Origin of the sequence: Pseudomonas sp. (assembly GCF_050739775.1) — a bacterium.
Lineage (GTDB): Bacteria > Pseudomonadota > Gammaproteobacteria > Pseudomonadales > Pseudomonadaceae > Aquipseudomonas.
On the sequence record NZ_JBOICA010000009.1, the window covers coordinates 18400 to 35342 of the forward strand.

Below are 16943 nucleotides of genomic sequence, written 5' to 3' on the forward strand. Positions count from 1 at the left end.
GTGAGGATCGGGTATGAATGCAGCAACGACCATCGCCCAGCGGGAAAGACTGATCATCGTCGGCAACGGCATGGTCGGGCATCACTGCGTTGAGCAACTGATCGAACGGGGTGCCCTGAGCCGTTACGAGCTGCGGGTGTTCGGTGAGGAGCGCCAGCGTGCCTACGACCGTGTCCACCTGTCCGAGTATTTCAGTGGCAGCGACGCTGAGACGCTGGCGCTGGGCGACGCCGGTCTGTATGCCGAGAACGGCGTGAATCTGCACCTCGGCGAAGCGGTGCTGGAGATTGATCGCGAACGTCGTGAAGTACTGACTTCGGCGGGGCGCTACTGCTATGACCAACTGATCCTGGCCACCGGCTCCTATCCTTTCGTGCCGCCGGTCGAGGGCTGCGAGGGGGCTTCGCGTCTGGTTTACCGCACGCTCGATGACCTCGATGCCATCCGCGCGGCAGCCGCCAACGCACGGCGCGGCGTGGTGGTCGGTGGTGGCTTGCTGGGGCTTGAGGCTGCCAATGCCCTCAAGTCACTGGGCCTGGAAGCCCATGTCGTGGAATTCGCCCCACGATTGATGCCGGTACAACTGGATGCCGAAGGCGGCGCTGCCTTGCGGGCGCAGATCGAGGCGCTCGGGGTGGGCGTGCATGTGTCGCGGGCGACCCAGGCGGTGGTGGCCGGCGAAGACTACCGCTACCGGATGAACTTCGATGGCGGCGAGTTTCTCGAGACTGACCTGATTGTGTTTTCCGCCGGGATTCGCCCGCAGGATGCCTTGGGTCGCAGCAGCGGTCTGGACGTTGCCGCCCGCGGCGGCGTGGTGATCGACAGCGACTGTCGCAGCAGCGATCCACACATTTATGCCATTGGCGAATGCGCATCGTGGAACGCCAGCGTCTTCGGTCTGGTCGCACCGGGCTACAGCATGGCCCGCAATGTCGCGGCGGCGCTGGCTGGTGAGGATGCTGGCAGTTTTACCGGCGCCGATATGTCGACCAAACTCAAGCTGCTCGGCGTTGATGTCGGTTCCATCGGCGATGCTCACGGCGTAACCCCAGGGGCACGCAGCTACCGCTTTATTGACGAAGCCAACTCGGCGTACCGGCGCCTGGTGGTCGATGCCAGTGGCAAACGCGTGCTGGGTGCGGTGCTGGTGGGCGACAACAGCTACTACGACACCCTGCTGCAATACGTGCAGAACGGCATTGCCCTGCCGGCCGATCCGGCGGCATTGATCCTGCCGCAAACGTCCGGTGCACCTACCCTGGGGGCCGACGCCTTGCCGGACAGTGCCACCATCTGCTCTTGCCATAACGTCAGCAAGGGCGCGATCTGCAGCGCCATCGACAACGGTTGTGGCGAGTTGGGCGCGCTCAAGCAGCAGACCAAGGCGTGCACCGGTTGTGGCGGTTGCGCGGCGCTGCTCAAGCAGGTCTTCGAGCACGAACTGATTGCCCGTGGCGTCAGCGTCGACAAGAGCCTGTGCGAACACTTTGCCTATACCCGCCAGGAGCTCTACGCCCTGGTGCGGGTCGAAGGTATCCTCAGCTTCGACGAGATGCTCGCCAAGCATGGCCGCGGCCACGTCGGTTGCGATATCTGCAAACCCACGGTCGGCTCGATCCTCGCATCGTGCTGGAACCAGCCGATCATGGACCCTTCGCTGGTGCCGTTGCAGGACACCAACGACACCTTCATGGCCAACATGCAGAAGAACGGTACCTACTCGGTGGTGCCGAGGATTCCAGCTGGCGAGATCACCCCGGAAAAGCTGATCGTCATCGGTCAGGTGGCGAAGAAATACGACCTCTACACCAAGATTACCGGTGGCCAGCGCATCGACCTGTTCGGCGCTCAGTTGCACGAGTTGCCAGCGATCTGGAGCGAGCTGATCGAGGCCGGCTTCGAAACCGGACATGCCTATGGCAAGTCCACGCGTACGGTGAAGTCCTGCGTCGGTAGCACCTGGTGTCGTTACGGCGTGCAAGACAGCGTGCAGATGGCCTTGACCCTGGAGGACCGTTACAAGGGGCTGCGTTCGCCGCACAAGCTCAAGTTCGCAGTGTCCGGTTGCACCCGCGAATGCGCCGAGGCGCAGAGCAAGGACATCGGCGTGATCGCCACCGAGAAGGGCTGGAACCTGTACATCTGCGGCAATGGCGGCATGCGTCCACGCCATGCCGAGCTGTTTGCCACCGATCTTGATGATGCCGGGCTGATCCGCCTCATCGACCGGGTGCTGATGTTCTACATCCGCACCGCTGACAAGCTGCAGCGCACCTCGGTCTGGCGCGAGAGCCTGGAGGGCGGGCTGGACTACCTCAAGCAGGTGATTATTGAGGACAGCCTGGGCCTGGGCGCCGAGCTCGAGTCGCAGATGCAACTGGTGGTCGACCGTTATGAATGCGAATGGGCCAATGCCCTCAAGGATCCCGGGAAGCTCAAGCGCTTTCGCACCTTCGTCAACGACCAGCGCCCCGACCCAGGCGTGCATTTTGTTCGCGAGCGTGGCCAGCGTCGGCCGATCGCTGTGGCTGAACTTCATTTGATTCCGACCACTGAAGAGGTGCTGTGATGAGCCTGCCCAATGCCGCTGTAAACCTGCAAACACAAGCCTGGCAAGCGGTCTGCAGCCGCCAGGACCTGGTCGCGCACTCGGGGGTGGTGGTCTGGTTCGAGGGCCGGCAGGTGGCGCTGTTCTATCTGCCGGAGCAGGACACGCCGGTGTTTGCTGTGGACAATCAGGATCCCAAGTCCGGGGCTAATGTGATTGGTCGCGGACTTATCGGCCATCTGAAGGGTGAATTGGTGGTAGCGGCGCCGTTGTACAAACAGCATTTCAGCTTGAGTGATGGGCGTTGTCTGGAGGACTCACAGCAAGCCCTGCAGGTGTGGCCTGTGCGGATCAGGGGTGAGCAGGTAGAGCTAGGTCTGGGATGAGGGCCTTATCGCTCCCACCCCAGCTGTTGCTCCTATAAACTCCGGGGCATGAACCTCGACACCCGAATCAAATTCCGTCACCTGCTGTGCTTTCTCGAAATTGCCCGTCAGGGCAGTTTCGCCAAGGCCGCCGATGCCGTGGCGATCAGTCAGCCTGCCATCTCCAAGACCCTCAAGGAGCTTGAAGATCTGCTGCAGACCCGCCTGTTCGAGCGCAGTAAGCAGGGCGTCGAGTTGACCGCCGCCGGGGTGCGTTTCATGGGTTATGCCGGGCCCTGCGTACAGGCTCTGCGTGAGGGGGTAAGTACCTTGCGCGGTGAAGAGCATGCCCCGCCACAGGTGCGGATCGGCGTGCTGTCCACGGTCGAAAGCCTGCTGATGCCGGAGGTGCTTTGCCGCCTGCATCAACGTCATGACGCCTTGGTGGTCAGTGTTGCCACTGGGCCCAGTGCACACCTTTTGGCGCAATTGCATGTGGGCGAGCTGGATCTGGTGATCGGGCGCATGACTGACAGCCCGCAGATCCAGGGCCTGTTGTTCGAGCACCTGTACAGCGAATCGATGTCGCTGGTAGTGCGTCCTGGGCATCCATTGCTCGCCCGCCAGCCCGTCGAGCGTAGCGAGGTTGGCCGTTATCCCCTGGTGCTGCCGCTGGCCGGCACGACTATCCGTAAGCATGCTGACAGCCTGTTCGTGCAGTGCGCCATCGAGCCACCGGCGCAGCGCCTGGAAACCCTTTCGCCAGCCCTGAGCCGACGCTATGTGCAAAGCAGCGACGCTGTCTGGGTAGCACCGCGTGATGCAGTGCGTATCGACCTGCGGCGCGGCGAGTTGTGTGAGCTGGACCTGGGGGTGCAGGAGCCGGGCGGCTCGGTCGGTATCTGTAGCAATGCCGCCTTGCCGATGAACTTGCCGGCACGTTGGCTATGCGAGGTGCTGCGAGAAGTGGCTGGGCAGTACCGCGATGGCAGTTATCCGTGAAATCGGCGCAATCTTACAAACAGCTACAAAAACTGCGCGGCGAATTTGCCCAAGTGGGTTGTCCCGTCAATACTGGCCACTGGCCACTGGCCACTGGCCACTGGCTGCAGCTTTGGATGAAGAAGGTTTTACTTGGCTGAACTAATCCGGCTTTTCTTGCTCTCATGCCGGTAGCCATTGGTCGTGGCCGCCTGATAAGCTCGCGGCTTTACTCGATTGCCCTATTGGCGCATGAACAAGGAAATAGCATGAAACAGCATCGGTTGGCGGCTGCGGTTGCCCTGGTTGGTCTGGTCCTGGCGGGTTGCGATTCGCAGACCAGCGTCGAGCTCAAGACTCCGGCACAGAAAGCCTCCTACGGTATTGGCCTGAACATGGGCAAGAGCCTGGCTCAGGAAGGCATGGACGACCTTGATTCAAAAGCTGTTGCTCAAGGCATCGAAGATGCTGTCGGCAAGAAAGAACAGAAGATCAAGGATGAAGAACTGGTCGAAGCCTTTGCTGCCCTGCAAAAGCGCGCTGAAGAGCGTCTGGTCAAGATGAGCGAAGAGTCGGCTGCCGCCGGCAAGAAGTTCCTTGAAGAAAACGCCAAGAAAGCCGGTGTCGTCACCACCGCTTCCGGCCTGCAGTACGAAGTGGTCAAGAAGGCCGACGGCGCTCAGCCAAAGCCAACTGACGTGGTCACCGTTCACTACGAAGGCAAGCTGATCGATGGCAAGGTCTTCGACAGCTCGGTTGAGCGTGGCAGCCCGATCGACCTGCCGGTCAGCGGCGTGATCCCAGGTTGGGTAGAAGGCCTGCAACTGATGCACGTTGGCGAGAAGTACAAACTGTACATCCCGTCCGACCTGGCTTACGGTGCCCAGAGCCCGAGCCCGATGATCCCGGCCAACTCGGTCCTGGTTTTCGAACTGGAACTGCTGGGTATCAAGGATCAGGCCAAGCCTGAAGCCGACACCGCAGCCGAGTAATTCGCACGCGGTACAGCCAACGCCCCGTCTCGACGGGGCGTTGGCGTTTCTGCAATCGGCTCGAACCCTACAGGCCAAGGAAGGTCTGAAAAGCTGCGCCTGACGCAGAAAAGGTGCAGGATGGGCAAAACGTTTGCGCCATTGAAACAGGTGTGTAAAAAACGCCCGATTTAAGCCTGGCCCTTGCCAGGCGGGCGCCTTGAGCCCTAAAACTGGCTCTGTTCACAAGGTTATCCACAATAATTGTGGATAACCTTTCCCTGGCTGGTCTCTGGAGGCCGTATGAAAGCACCTTGGACTTTCGCCCGTTTTCTGCCCTTGGCCGAGCGCTTGCTCAGCCGCGGTCGTCTGCCGGCGCTGATCTTTGCCGTGGCGCGCAAAGGGCCACGGCTTGGCAAGCTACGCGAAGACGTGCGTTTGATGCAGGCCCTGTGCCTGGCTTGGTGGCGTGGCGAGTACCGGTCGATCAGCGCCAAGGCGCTGGTGACGGTGGTGGCCGGATTGCTCTACTTCGTCAGCCCACTGGACGCCATTCCCGACTGGTTGCTAGGTGTTGGCTTACTGGATGACATTGCCGTACTTGCCTGGGTACTCAAGGCCGTGTCCGATGAACTGGCTGCCTTCAGTGCCTGGCGCAATCGCCTGGCTCCGGAAAAACTGCGGGTGGTCGAACGCCTGCCCGAAACTCCCGAAGCGCTACGCCTGGAGCAGCCAAAAGGCTAATTACATCAGGTCCCTGCACACCCTTGCTGGCTGGTAATATAATTGGCATAAGGATTATGCCTACAAATTACATCTCGTAATCCTACAAGGGGGTTGTAATGGGTATTCAGGTCATCAGCCGGGACGGTCAACCCGAGTATGCGGTTGTACCCTGGGAACAGTACCAGACACTACTGAAGGCCGCTGGCCAGCTTGCACCGCCCGTCGTCGAGAATGCACAAGCCACCCCTCAAGAACGCGCCAGCTTGCCGAGTTTCAGCGAGTTGGCGCGTTTGCGTGAGGGCAAGGGACTGGCACCGGAACAACTGGCACGCAGCGTCGGGATCAGTCCGGTGTATCTGGCCCTGATCGAGAGCGGCGAGCGTCGGCCGGATGCCGCGATTCGTCGCAGCCTGGCCTGGGAACTGGGTGTGGCCGGATGGAGTGAGCCGTCGTGAGTAGTGTCCGGATCAGCCGCCAGCACTGGGAAGGCCTGCTTGGCGAACTTGACGTGGCCCGTCGCCAACGCCACCTGCTGACCTACCGCGCCTTGCTCGAACGCCTGCAGTTGCCAAGCCCTGCCATGCAGACCCTGACCGCTGCCCTGGAACATCTGGCAGCACTGGATGCCCAGGCCGAACAGCCGCTGCGCAGCTCGTTGGTGATCAGCCAGGGCGCCAGCCGTTTGCCGCGCACCGGCTTTTTCGAGTGCGTGGAGCGCCTGGGACGTTTTGCCGGGCCGTCGGACGGTATGGCCGCCGCCTCCTGGCATGCCTCGGAAGTGGTGAGGGTGTTCGAGTACAGCTACCCGGAAAAAGCAGAAGCCTGAACAGTTGGCGCGGTATCGATCAGGTACAGGCTGGAACCGGACAGGTCTTTTGCCTGATGCTTGGCCTGTGACGCCAGCTCTGCCAGTTGCCCGGCATCGAGGTCGGCGCAGGCTTCTGGGCGCAGTTGCACCACGCCGATCGATAACGACAACAGGGCGAACTCCTGGCGCTGCCCTTGACGGTTGGGGGCAATGAAGCACCCGGCCTGCAAATGCTCGGGGCGGTAGAAGCGCCGGCATTGACGCTGAAAGTCTTCCAGCAATAATTGCAACCTGCGCTCCCAGTCAGCGGAGCCAAGCACCAACATAAAATCATCGCCGCCGATGTGGCCGACGAAGTCGTGGTTGGGGTCTACCCGTTCGTTCAAGCACTGGGCCAGGCACAGCAGCACCTCGTCGCCGCGGGCGTAGCCGTAGATGTCATTGAAGGGTTTGAAACTGTCGATATCCACATAACAGATTGCCGCCTTGCGCTGCTGTTGCAGCAGGCGGGTCAGGCACTGCTGGATCGGTACATTGCCGGGCAGCAGGGTCAGTGGATTGGCGTAACGTGCCTGCTGGATCTTCTGCTCGGTAATCAGCTTGAGCACGTCGATCACCCGGCCCAGACCCAGGTAACGGCCGTTGTGGATAATGATGAAGTCTTCTTCGATACGCTGGCGCGCGCGGCTGGTGAGCAGGCGGCTGACTTGTTGCAAGGACTGGGTCAGTTCCACGGCCAGGAAGTCATCGCTCATTAGCCGGCTGATCGGCTTGCGTGCAAACAGGTCGGTGGCAAAGGGCTTGAGCAAGGCATCGGACAGCGAATGACGGTGGACGATACCGCAGGGTTGACGGCGTTCGTTGAGCACCGCCAGGGAATTGAGGTTGGCCTGGCGGCGGAACAGTTCCAGCACCTGCGCCGTCGGTGTGTCCTGGGTCACCGTGGGCTGTTCGTTGAGCAGAGCGGCCAGGTTGCCGCCATCCTCGCTGAGTACCTGGACATCGCGGTTGGGGCTGCCAAGCATGTGCTGGATATCCCGTGCCGGCTGCTCCTGAGGGCGGCCGAGCAGATAGCCCTGGACCAGGTCGACGCCCATCTCGGTCAGCACCTTGAGCTCTTCGGCCAGCTCGATGCCCTCGGCTATCACCTGGGCACGTGAGGCCCGGGCGATCTGCAGGATAGAACCGACAAACTCACGCTTGACCGCATCCAGGTGAATGCCGTCGATGAAATGGCGGTCGATCTTGACGTAGTCCGGGCGCAGTTCCGACCACAAGCGCAGGCTCGAGTAACCGGCACCCAGATCGTCCAGGGCAATGGAAAAGCCCATGTCGCGGTAGTGGTGCAGGGCATTGAACAGCAGCTGGAAATCGTCGGTGGGGGTCTGTTCGGTCAGCTCGATCACCACCCGGCTCGGCGATAATCCCAGGTCATGGAGCATTTTCAGGGTGCGCCCGGATTGATACTGGGGCTCAAGCAAGGATTCCGGAGACACGTTGAGAAACAGCTTGCCATCCAGTTGCTGTTGGCTGAAGCGCCTGCAGGCGCTTTCCCGGCAGGCCACTTCCAGTTCGGTCAGGCGCCCGGCCTGGCGGGCCACGGCGAACAGGTTGATCGGCGAGTGCAGCGGGCTGTTGGACGGGCCACGGCTCAAGGCCTCGTAACCAAGGATGCGCCGCTCAGACAGGCAGACAATGGGCTGGAACAGGCTGTGCAAGCCGCTTTGAGCAAGAATGGTACTCAACGCGCTGAGCTGTTCGGTCACGGTCATGGCGGCACTACCTTGAAAAAAAGGGACTGAGGCCAGCGGCGCTCAGTCCCTTATTTCACGACAGAATCGTGACTGTTTAATGACGCAATAGAGGCACAGTCACATTATTTTGCCATCACTCTTTTACGGGTTATTTTTCGCTACCGCCGAATTCAGCCCAAGGTAGTCGAGCAGGATGCGCCCGGACTCCGACAGGTAGGCGTCGTCTTCCGGTTTGGTATCGTCTGGCTCGACAGGCAGCGCGTCTTCGTCTTCCTTCTTCAGTTCCTTGAGCGGTTCTTCGCCCTTGGCCTTGCGTCGGGTGTTTTCCAGGGCCAGCTGCTTGCTTTCGATATCGGCATGCTGGGCACGGCGTTCGACTTCGTTGAGGCTGACAGTCTTCTCGTTCATCAGTTTCTGGGTCAGCGCCAGGCGGTCGCGGATGTAGACGAACTCCGGATCCTTGGCGGTGCGGTTGTCGTGACGGGCCTTGAGCTGGGCCAGGAACGGCTTGAACGGATCGACCGCAGGCTTGATCGCCGGGCGGATGGTGTCCCATGGCATGGCCTCGGGCAGGGCGCTTTCGCCAATTTCCTTGGTGTCGATGATCGACGGGTAGTCGATGTCCGGCAGCACGCCCTGATGCTGGGTGCTCTGCCCGGAAACCCGGTAGAACTTGGCCAGGGTCAGCTTCAGTTCGCCATGGTTGAGCGGCTGAATGGTCTGCACGGTGCCCTTGCCGAAGGTCTGGCCGCCGAGGATCAGGGCGCGGTGGTAGTCCTGCATGGCACCGGCGAAAATCTCCGAGGCCGAGGCCGACAGGCGGTTGACCAGCAAGGCCAGCGGACCTTTGTAGAAGGCGCCGCTGTTTTCGTCCTCGAGTACGTCGACACGACCGTCGCTGTTACGTACCAGTACGGTCGGGCCCTTGTCGATGAACAGGCTGGTCAGCTCCGTAGCTTCCTGCAGGGAACCGCCGCCGTTGTTGCGCAGGTCGATGACCACGCCGTCGACTTTTTCTTTCTGCAGTTCGGTGAGCAGTTTTTTCACGTCACGGGTGGTGCTCTTGTACTCCGGATCGCCGGCACGGAAGGCCTTGAAGTCCAGGTAGAAGGCTGGAATCTCGATGATGCCGAGCTTGTAGTCGCGGCCATCCTGCTTGAGCTTGAGCACCGACTTCTTCGCCGCCTGCTCTTCGAGTTTCACCGCCTCGCGAGTGATCGGCACGATCTTGCTGGTCTGGTCGTTCGGCGCGTTGCTCGCCGGAATCACTTCCAGACGTACCACCGAGCCCTTCGGCCCGCGGATCAGCTTGACCACTTCATCCAGGCGCCAGCCGATCACGTCGACCATTTCCTTGTCGCCTTGGGCTACGCCGATGATCTTGTCGGCCGGGGCCACTTGCTTGGTCTTGGCGGCAGGGCCGGCCGGAACCAGGCGCACGATCTTGACTTGATCGTTGTCGCTTTGCAGCACGGCGCCGATACCTTCGAGCGACAGGCTCATGTTGATATCGAAGTTTTCCGCGTTGTCCGGCGACAGGTAGTTGGTATGCGGGTCGTAGGACTGGGCAAAGGTGTTGATGTAGGTCTGGAAGATGTCTTCGGCGCGGGTCTGGTCCAGTCGCGAGAGCTGGTTCTTGTAGCGTTTGGTCAGCAGCTCCTGGATCACCTTGGACTCTTTGCCGGCGATTTTCAGGCGCAGTACTTCATCTTTGACCCGTTTGCGCCAGAGGTCGTCGAGTTCGGCCTGGGTCTTGATCCACGGCGCATCTTTGCGGTCGACCAGCAGGGTTTCTTTGGCGCTGAAATCGAAGTTCTCGACGCCTTTGTTCAACTCGGCCAGGGCAAAGTCCAGACGCGATTTGACCCGGTCCAGATAGCGTTTGTAGATAGTGAAGCCGGGGTCGAGATTGCCGCTTTTGAGGAAATCATCGAACTGGGTCTTCCACTTGTCGAACTCGGCGATGTCGCTGGCCAGGAAATAGCTGCGGGCCGGATCGAGCAGCTTGATGTAGCTGTCGTAGATGATCACTGAGCGCGCATCGTTGAGCGGCGGCTTGCTGTAGTGGTGGCGTTTGAGCAGCTCGACCACGTTAAGGCTGGCAACGACTTCGTCGCGATCAGGCTGGAGTTTATCCCAGCTGTTGGCGGCCCATGCAGTGCCCGCCAATGGCAGGCTGCCCAGTCCGATCAACAGTGCGAGGGTGGTGCTGGGCAAAAAATGCTTCATGCTGATTCGACGTAGGGACAATTGATCACGCATATTAGGCCGTCTTTGAATTCGCCGGTTCCATAAGAACCGGACGCATAATGCAAAAAGCCCGGGGCTACAGCACACCCGGGCTCAGTCATGACTCAACTATGGAGGCACTGTGAAGGCATTGCAAGGCGTTGACGGACATGTGGAGTGGGTTGCGACGACAAGTCCAGCTTGTGATATCGGTCAAGTACGAATTCGCGTGGCTGCCGCCGGCCTCAATCGTGCCGACCTGCTGCAGCGTGCCGGGCTCTATCCGCCACCGCCAGGCGCCAGCGAGTTTCTTGGCCTGGAGTGTTCCGGGGTGATCAGCGAAGTGGGCGCCGGTGCCTCCTGGCAGGTCGGTGACCGGGTCTGCGCATTGCTGGCCGGCGGCGGCATGGCTGAGGAAGTGGTGGTCGATGCTCGCCATGTGCTGCCGGTACCGGAGGGGCTGAGCCTGCAGGAGGCCGCGGCGATTCCCGAGGTCTATGCGACGGCCTGGCTCAATCTGTTCCAGTTGGCCGGGCTCAAGCCGGGCGAGAAAGTCTTGTTGCATGCTGGCGCCAGTGGTGTCGGCTCGGCAGCGATCCAGCTGTGCAAGGCTTTTGGCAGTCCATGCTGGGTCAGTGTCGGTTCGCCCGAGCGCCTGGCCTACTGCCAAGCGCTGGGGGCCAGCGGCGGTGTGGTGCGCGGTGTTGAGCTGAACAGCCTGAGCAATTTCGGGCCGTTCGATGTCATCCTCGATCCAGTCGGGGCCAACTATGCCGAGCTCAACCTCAAGTTGCTGGACCGTGACGGACGTTGGCTGATCATCGGCCTGATGGGCGGGCGCAAGGCCGAACTGGACCTGGCTCAGCTGTTGCTCAAACGCGTTCAGGTGATGGGTTCGACCCTGCGCACACGGGATGATCAGTTCAAGGCCGATCTGCTCAGCGACCTTGGGCAACAGGTGTGGCCGTTGTTCGGCGAAGGGCGGCTCAAGCCGCAATTGGCCAAGGTGTTCCCGATCAAGGACGCCGAAGCAGCGTTTGCCGAGCTTGCGAGCAATCAGGTGTCGGGCAAGCTGGTGCTGGTGATCGACGAAAGCCTGGTTTAAACACACGTCAGTGGGAGCGGATTTATCCGCGAAGGACTGCATAGCAGTCCCATCCTTGGGGCCGCGATGCGACCCTTCGCAGATGAATCTGCTCCCACGCTGGGGCATCAGCTCCAGGTATGAATAGGCCAGCCAGCCTTCTCAGCGTGTTCACGCAACACCGGATCCGGATTGACCACATGCGGGTGATCCACCTTCAGCAACAACGGCAGGTCGTTACGCGAGTCTGAATAGAAACTCGCACCTTCGAGGTTTTCCTCCTCTTGATCCAGCCATTCCAGCAAGCAGGTGATCTTGCCTTCGCGATAGGTCAGGGTGCCGACGGTCTTGCCAGTGTAAACACCATTCACCAGCTCCATCTCGATGCCTAGAATCTCATCGATACCCAAGCGCTCGGCAATCGGCCGGACCAGGTGCGTTCCGGAGGCGGATATCACTAGAATCCGGTCACCGGCCTTACGATGGGCAGCGATGGCCTTGGTCGCATCGCTGAAAATGATCGGCTCGATAAAGTCTTCCACCCACGGACCGACGAGATGATCGACTTCTTCCGGTGTTCGCCCGATCAACGGCTCCAGACTGAAGGCCATATAGTCCTCCATGGCCAGGTGCCCCCTGCCGTAGGCGTCCATCAGTTCCTTGTCGCGCCGCAGGAAGGGTTCGCCATCGACCCAGCCAAGGCGGGCCATCTGCTCGCTCCACAGCGAGGCGCAGTCGCCGTGGATCAGGGTTTCATCCAGATCGAAAATCGCTAGTGCCATATTCAGAAAAACTCCTGTGCAACCCTCAGGCGACTTCGCAGAGGGCGGTGGGATCGATCGACAAGGATACCCGCTGGCCGTCCGCGTGCAGATCGGCGGACGAGCGATTGAGCACATCGACGAGTAATTCTACCCCGCGGGCTTCGACGCGGTAGCGGATCACGTTGCCGAGCAGGCTGTGACTGCGCACCTGGCCTTCCAGCTCACCGTTCAGGCTCAGGGCGATGGCTTCCGGGCGGATCGCCAGGCGGCTGCTTACCGGACGCTGCAGCAGGCGACTGGCGCTCTGCGCGTCGAGCAGATTGTAGTTACCGATAAAACCAGCGGCGAACGCATCCACGGGCGCGGTGTAGAGGGTTTCGGCATCACCGCTCTGGACGATGCGGCCCTGGTTCATCAGGAAAATGCGATCTGACAGGGTCAACGCCTCTTCCTGGTCATGGGTGACGAAGATGGTGGTCAGGCCTAGCTCCCGCTGGATCTGGCGGATCTGTTCGCGCAGGTGCTTGCGAATCCGCGCATCCAGCGCTGACAACGGCTCATCGAGCAGCAGCAGGCGCGGGCGGGTGACCAGCGAGCGGGCCAGGGCCACACGCTGGCATTGGCCACCGGACAACTGATGCGGATAGCGGCTGGCGAAGCCCTGCAGCTCCACCAGTTGCAGGACCTCGCGCACCCGGCTGCGGCTGTCATCGGCGTTGACCTTTTGCATGCGCAGGCCAAAGGCGACGTTCTGCTCCACGGTCATGTTGGGAAACAGCGCGTAGCTCTGGAATACCATGCCGATCCCGCGTTTTTGCGGGCTCAAGGGCACCAGGTCGCTGCCGTCGAGGAGAATCTTGCCGCTGTCGACCGCGGTCAGCCCGGCAATACAGCGCAGCAGGGTGGACTTGCCGCAGCCAGAGGGGCCGAGCAGGGTGACGAACTCACCACGCTGGATCTGGCAGTTGATGTCGTTGAATACCGGGCTGGCGCCAAAGCTTTTTTGCAGATTCTGTACGCTGACAAAGCTCATATCAGGACTTGTCCTTGTTCAGGCGGTTGGCTGCCCAGGTCAGCACCAGCACGAAGAGGAAATAGGAAATCACCAGGGCACTGTTGAAGTGGCCACTGCTGTTGCGCATGTTGTTCAGGTACACCTGCAGGGTCTCATAGCGGGTGCCGACCAAAAGGTTGGCGAAGACGAATTCGCCGAAAAGAAACGAGAACGACAGCAGCAAGGCCACCAGCAGGCCCTTGCGCAGGTTCGGCAATACCACCAGGAACGCGGCCTGGAACGTGCTGGCACCGAGTAGCTGGGCTGCGTCCATCAGGTCGCGCAGGTTGATCGCTTGCAGGTTATTGGTGATCGCCCGGTACATGAACGGCAGGGCCACGGTGAAGTAGCAGCCGATCAGGATCCACGGCGTACCGACCATGGCCATCGGCCCTGAACCGTACAGTTGCAGCAGGCCCACAGAAGACACCACTGGCGGCACCGCAAAGGGCAGCAGGATGAGGATATTCATCAGCGCATCGAGCCGGGGGAAGTGGTAGTGGACCACGAACAGCAATGGCAGGATCAGCAGCACCGACAGCAGCAGCGCACCGATGCAGACCAGCAGGGACTGAGCGAAGGCGGCCAGGAAGCGTGGATCGCTCCACAGCGCCAGGTACCACTTGAAGGTCAGTCCGCTGGGCAACAGGCTCGCCGACCAACTCGTGGCTAATGAATAGAGGAGGGTGCCGGCCAGCGGCAGCAACAGAATGATGAACAGCAAGTAGACCATCAGGCGATGGTAGAGGCGGGTCGTGCCCGGTTCAGCGCGCGACATGGTAGCTCCTCTTCAGCAGCCATTGATGGATGACGGTGACCAGGGTCATCAGCCCCACCAGGATCATTGCCAGGGCGCTGGCCAGGTTCGGGTCCAGGGAAATATCCCCGGCCACCAGCGCGGCAATGCGGATCGGCAGGACGTTGAAGTTGCCGGTGGTCAAGGCATAGACCGTGGCGTAGGCGCCCAGGGCATTGGCCAGCAAGATCACGAAGGTGCCGAGCAGGGCCGGCGTCAGCACCGGTAGGCCGATGTACCGCCAGTAGTGCCAGGCGTTGGCGCCAAGCAGCTCTGCTGATTCACGCCAGTCTTCGCGCAGGGCGTCGAAAGCCGGGTAGAGCAGCAGCACGCCCAGGGGAATCTGGAAGTAGGTATAGAGAATGATCAGGCCGGTCTTCGAATAGAGGTTGAAGTCTTCAATGATCCCGGCCTGTTTCAGCAGCATCGTCAGCGCCCCGTTGAAACCGAGCAGGATGATGAACGCGAAGGCCAGCGGCACCCCGGCGAAGTTGCTGGTCATATTGGCGAAGGCGTTGACGAAGTCGCGCAGGCGCGAGTCGACCTTGCGCAGCGAATAGCTGCCGAGGATGGCGATGAGGATACCGAACAGACTCGACCAGAAACTGATCTCCAGGCTGTGCTGGATGGCCTGGCGGTAGAACCTGGATTCGAACACTTTGCTGAAGTTGGCCAACCCCCAACCACTTTCAGCCTGCAGGCTGTGGATCGCCACCCAGGCCAGCGGGGCGATCTGGAAAATGACGAAGAACAGCGCAAAAGGCAGCAGGCACAACGACGCCAGCCATTTGCTGCGTTTGATCGAATTCACTTGAGCAGCTCCCGGCACACCGGCTTGTCGTGGGGTACGCCGAGCAGCTCGCAGATCGTGCCGCACAATTCGGTTTGCAGCGGTTTGGCGGCAGGGTCGAGGCTGAAGGCATCGCCAAACACGAACAGCGGAACCTCGCGCTCCTCGGCCAGCAGGCCGTTGTGCGAGCGGTCGTTGTTCATGCCATGGTCGGCGGTGACCAGCACCTGGTAGCCTTCTTGCAACCAGGTGTGCAGGTAGTCGGCCAGGAGGATGTCGGCGCTGCGCGCGCTGTTGCGGTACTGGCTGCTGTCCAGGCCATGGCGGTGGCCAGCGTCGTCGATGTTCATCGGATGCACCAGGAGGAAGTTCGGTGCATGGCGACGGCGCAGGTACTCGGCATCGGCGAACAGGTGCGAATCCGGGTAGTGGTCGGCGTAGTAGAACAAGCCGTGCTGGATCGGCAGCTTGGGCGCATGGGTGTGGCGGTCGCGCAGCGGGTCGAAGGGCGAGCGGTTGTACAGTTCGCTGATCCAGTGATAGGCCGCTGCCGCAGTGCCCAGACCGGCTTCGCGGGCGTAGTGGAAGATGCTGCGCTGGTTGGACAGGCGGGTGACGTTGTTGTGCACGATGCCGCTGTCGATCGGTGGCACGCCGGTGAGGATGCATTCGTACAGGGGGCGCGACAGCGCAGGAAGCTCGCATTCAAGGCGATACAAGGCCGCGCGGTCGGCCTCGACATAGGCGTGCAGGTGACCCATGGCGTGGTGCGCGACCTGATGGTTGAGACCATCGAGCAGGACCAGGATGACGTTGTTTTTCATGATTTCTCCGAAATACGCGGGGCCTCATCGCGGGGCAAGCCCCGCGATCAGGATCACTCCATCTCGATGATCACTTGCTCTTGCCACATCTGTGGCAGCTTCTTGGAGGTCGCTTCCCAGGCGGTGGCATCCTTGATTGGCTGCACCGCCTGGTACTGCTCATTGGGTAGCAGTTTGGCCTGTACCTCAGCCGGCAGGGTCAGGTGCTCGGCGCGGATCGGGCGGGCGTGACCTTTAGCCAGATTGATCTGCCCGGCATCGCTGAAGATGTATTCGCGGGTCAGCTTGGCGGCGTTAGGGTTCTTGGCGTACTTGTTGATGATCGTGGTGTAGCCGGAGATCACCGAGCCGTCAGACGGGATCAGCACTTCGAAACGATTCGGGTCGATCTGCTGGCGATAGCTCAGGCCGTTGAAGTCCCAAACCACGCCGACTTCCACTTCACCTTTTTCCAGGGTCTGGATGGTCGGGTTGGCCAGCGACAGGCGCTTTTGCTGGGCCAGTTTGGTGAACAGCTGCAGGCCTGGTTCGATGTTCTTTTCGTTACCCTTGTAGGCAATGGCGGCAGCCAGTACGCCATTGGCGGCTTGAGCTGCGGTACCGACGTCACCGATGGCGACCTTGTACTTGCCCTTTTCCAGGTCATGCCAGGTTTTCGGCATGTCTTCTGCCTTCACCAATTGCTTGTTGATGATGAAGGCGATGGTGCCGGTATAGGCCAGGGCCCAGTGACCGTCTTTATCCTTGGCCCACGTCGGAATCTGCTCCCAGGTGCTGGGTTTGTACGGCTGGGTCACACCTTTGGCCAGCGCAATCGGGCCGAAGGCGGCACCGACGTCACCGATGTCGGCGCTGGCGTTGTCTTTTTCGGCATCGAACTTGGCTACTTCCTGGGCCGAGCTCATGTCGGTGTCCATGTGCTTGAGGCCATATTTTTTCGCCAGGTCCTCCCAGGTGCCTTTCCAGTTGGCCCAGGCGTCGGGCATGCCCACGCTATTGACGGCGCCTTCCTTGCGGGCGGCGTCCTCCAGGGCCTTGAGGTCGGTGTCGGCGGCCATGGCTGAAGTGCACAGGGCAATGGTCGAGCCTAGCAGTGATGCCAGAAAAAGCTGTTTCATCCGAAGCTCCTTGGTGGGTGCCTTGCAAAACGCGAATAGTGGTGTTGGACGTTGTTGCGATTCGGTTGGTCTAGGTCAGCAATACCCGAGCCAAGGTAGGCCTGTTGCATGACAATTTGATGTCCGGA

Annotated in this window: 16 protein-coding genes; 8 read left to right on the forward strand and 8 right to left on the reverse strand. The window is 60.8% G+C overall.

Features of this window, described 5'->3' with window-relative positions; genetic code table 11:
- The first annotated feature begins 13 nt into the window (after positions 1-13).
- The 7 genes from nirB to ACRESH_RS06800 all read left to right on the forward strand — a co-directional run bounded on the left by nirB (position 14) and on the right by ACRESH_RS06800 (position 6420).
- Positions 14-2572: a nitrite reductase large subunit NirB gene (nirB, locus tag ACRESH_RS06770; protein ID WP_431741239.1), complete on the forward strand. Its 2559-nt coding sequence runs from the start codon at positions 14-16 to the stop codon at positions 2570-2572.
- Positions 2572-2937 (forward strand): nitrite reductase small subunit NirD, encoded by a 366-nt coding sequence (gene nirD / locus ACRESH_RS06775; protein WP_431741240.1) that lies wholly within the window; start codon positions 2572-2574, stop codon positions 2935-2937. The genes nirB and nirD overlap by 1 nt, the downstream gene beginning before the upstream one ends.
- 48 nt (positions 2938-2985) lie before the next feature.
- Positions 2986-3918 (forward strand): pca operon transcription factor PcaQ, encoded by a 933-nt coding sequence (pcaQ, locus tag ACRESH_RS06780; protein WP_431741241.1) that lies wholly within the window; start codon positions 2986-2988, stop codon positions 3916-3918.
- 248 nt (positions 3919-4166) lie between these two features.
- Positions 4167-4889, forward strand: a complete 723-nt coding sequence (locus ACRESH_RS06785) for an FKBP-type peptidyl-prolyl cis-trans isomerase (RefSeq protein ID WP_431741242.1) — start codon at positions 4167-4169, stop codon at positions 4887-4889.
- 282 nt (positions 4890-5171) lie between these two features.
- Complete coding sequence (locus ACRESH_RS06790; RefSeq protein WP_431741243.1) at positions 5172-5612, forward strand: YkvA family protein; 441 nt, start codon at positions 5172-5174, stop codon at positions 5610-5612.
- 98 nt (positions 5613-5710) lie between these two features.
- Positions 5711-6049 (forward strand): helix-turn-helix domain-containing protein, encoded by a 339-nt coding sequence (locus ACRESH_RS06795; RefSeq protein WP_431741244.1) that lies wholly within the window; start codon positions 5711-5713, stop codon positions 6047-6049.
- Entirely contained in the window at positions 6046-6420 is a 375-nt protein-coding gene (locus ACRESH_RS06800; protein WP_431741245.1) for a hypothetical protein, read from the forward strand. The genes ACRESH_RS06795 and ACRESH_RS06800 overlap by 4 nt, the downstream gene beginning before the upstream one ends.
- Here ACRESH_RS06800 and ACRESH_RS06805 read toward each other — a convergent pair.
- On the reverse strand, positions 6396-8174 hold the full coding sequence (locus tag ACRESH_RS06805) for a bifunctional diguanylate cyclase/phosphodiesterase (protein WP_431741246.1): 1779 nt from the start codon (positions 8172-8174) through the stop codon (positions 6396-6398). The two genes, ACRESH_RS06800 and ACRESH_RS06805, sit on opposite strands and share 25 nt — an antisense overlap.
- Before the next feature lie 123 nt (positions 8175-8297).
- Positions 8298-10385: a carboxy terminal-processing peptidase gene (locus ACRESH_RS06810; protein WP_431741247.1), complete on the reverse strand. Its 2088-nt coding sequence runs from the start codon at positions 10383-10385 to the stop codon at positions 8298-8300.
- A gap of 142 nt (positions 10386-10527) precedes the next feature.
- Here ACRESH_RS06810 and ACRESH_RS06815 point away from each other — a divergent pair, with 142 nt between their 5' ends.
- The gene (locus tag ACRESH_RS06815; protein WP_431741248.1) at positions 10528-11490 is read left to right on the forward strand and encodes an NAD(P)H-quinone oxidoreductase; all 963 of its coding nucleotides are present in this window, start codon (positions 10528-10530) and stop codon (positions 11488-11490) included.
- 107 nt (positions 11491-11597) lie between these two features.
- Here ACRESH_RS06815 and ACRESH_RS06820 read toward each other — a convergent pair whose 3' ends face one another.
- From ACRESH_RS06820 to ACRESH_RS06845, 6 genes are read right to left on the reverse strand one after another with little or no spacing between them, the layout of a single operon-like run.
- Positions 11598-12251: an HAD family hydrolase gene (locus ACRESH_RS06820; RefSeq protein WP_431741249.1), complete on the reverse strand. Its 654-nt coding sequence runs from the start codon at positions 12249-12251 to the stop codon at positions 11598-11600.
- A gap of 25 nt (positions 12252-12276) precedes the next feature.
- Positions 12277-13266, reverse strand: a complete 990-nt coding sequence (locus ACRESH_RS06825) for an ABC transporter ATP-binding protein (RefSeq protein WP_431741250.1) — start codon at positions 13264-13266, stop codon at positions 12277-12279.
- Between the two features lies 1 nt (position 13267).
- Entirely contained in the window at positions 13268-14065 is a 798-nt protein-coding gene (locus tag ACRESH_RS06830; protein ID WP_431741251.1) for an ABC transporter permease, read from the reverse strand.
- The gene (locus tag ACRESH_RS06835; RefSeq protein WP_431741335.1) at positions 14052-14885 is read right to left on the reverse strand and encodes an ABC transporter permease; all 834 of its coding nucleotides are present in this window, start codon (positions 14883-14885) and stop codon (positions 14052-14054) included. The genes ACRESH_RS06830 and ACRESH_RS06835 overlap by 14 nt, the downstream gene beginning before the upstream one ends.
- A gap of 5 nt (positions 14886-14890) precedes the next feature.
- Positions 14891-15697: an alkaline phosphatase family protein gene (locus ACRESH_RS06840; protein ID WP_431741252.1), complete on the reverse strand. Its 807-nt coding sequence runs from the start codon at positions 15695-15697 to the stop codon at positions 14891-14893.
- Between the two features lie 53 nt (positions 15698-15750).
- Positions 15751-16815 (reverse strand): ABC transporter substrate-binding protein, encoded by a 1065-nt coding sequence (locus tag ACRESH_RS06845; RefSeq protein WP_431741253.1) that lies wholly within the window; start codon positions 16813-16815, stop codon positions 15751-15753.
- Positions 16816-16943 lie beyond the last annotated feature (128 nt).

Bases quoted from the DNA above. Each gene is read 5' to 3' on its own strand.
- nirD (WP_431741240.1), top strand. From the start codon at position 2,572: ATGAGCCTGCCCAATGCCGCTGTAAACCTGCAAACACAAGCCTGGCAA.
- ACRESH_RS06795 (WP_431741244.1), top strand. From the start codon at position 5,711: ATGGGTATTCAGGTCATCAGCCGGGACGGTCAACCCGAGTATGCGGTT.
- ACRESH_RS06845 (WP_431741253.1), bottom strand. From the start codon at position 16,815: ATGAAACAGCTTTTTCTGGCATCACTGCTAGGCTCGACCATTGCCCTG.
- nirB (WP_431741239.1), top strand. From the start codon at position 14: ATGAATGCAGCAACGACCATCGCCCAGCGGGAAAGACTGATCATCGTC.
- ACRESH_RS06805 (WP_431741246.1), bottom strand. From the start codon at position 8,174: ATGACCGTGACCGAACAGCTCAGCGCGTTGAGTACCATTCTTGCTCAA.
- ACRESH_RS06790 (WP_431741243.1), top strand. From the start codon at position 5,172: ATGAAAGCACCTTGGACTTTCGCCCGTTTTCTGCCCTTGGCCGAGCGC.
- pcaQ (WP_431741241.1), top strand. From the start codon at position 2,986: ATGAACCTCGACACCCGAATCAAATTCCGTCACCTGCTGTGCTTTCTC.
- ACRESH_RS06820 (WP_431741249.1), bottom strand. From the start codon at position 12,251: ATGGCACTAGCGATTTTCGATCTGGATGAAACCCTGATCCACGGCGAC.
- ACRESH_RS06825 (WP_431741250.1), bottom strand. From the start codon at position 13,266: ATGAGCTTTGTCAGCGTACAGAATCTGCAAAAAAGCTTTGGCGCCAGC.
- ACRESH_RS06785 (WP_431741242.1), top strand. From the start codon at position 4,167: ATGAAACAGCATCGGTTGGCGGCTGCGGTTGCCCTGGTTGGTCTGGTC.
- ACRESH_RS06830 (WP_431741251.1), bottom strand. From the start codon at position 14,065: ATGTCGCGCGCTGAACCGGGCACGACCCGCCTCTACCATCGCCTGATG.
- ACRESH_RS06840 (WP_431741252.1), bottom strand. From the start codon at position 15,697: ATGAAAAACAACGTCATCCTGGTCCTGCTCGATGGTCTCAACCATCAG.
- ACRESH_RS06810 (WP_431741247.1), bottom strand. From the start codon at position 10,385: ATGAAGCATTTTTTGCCCAGCACCACCCTCGCACTGTTGATCGGACTG.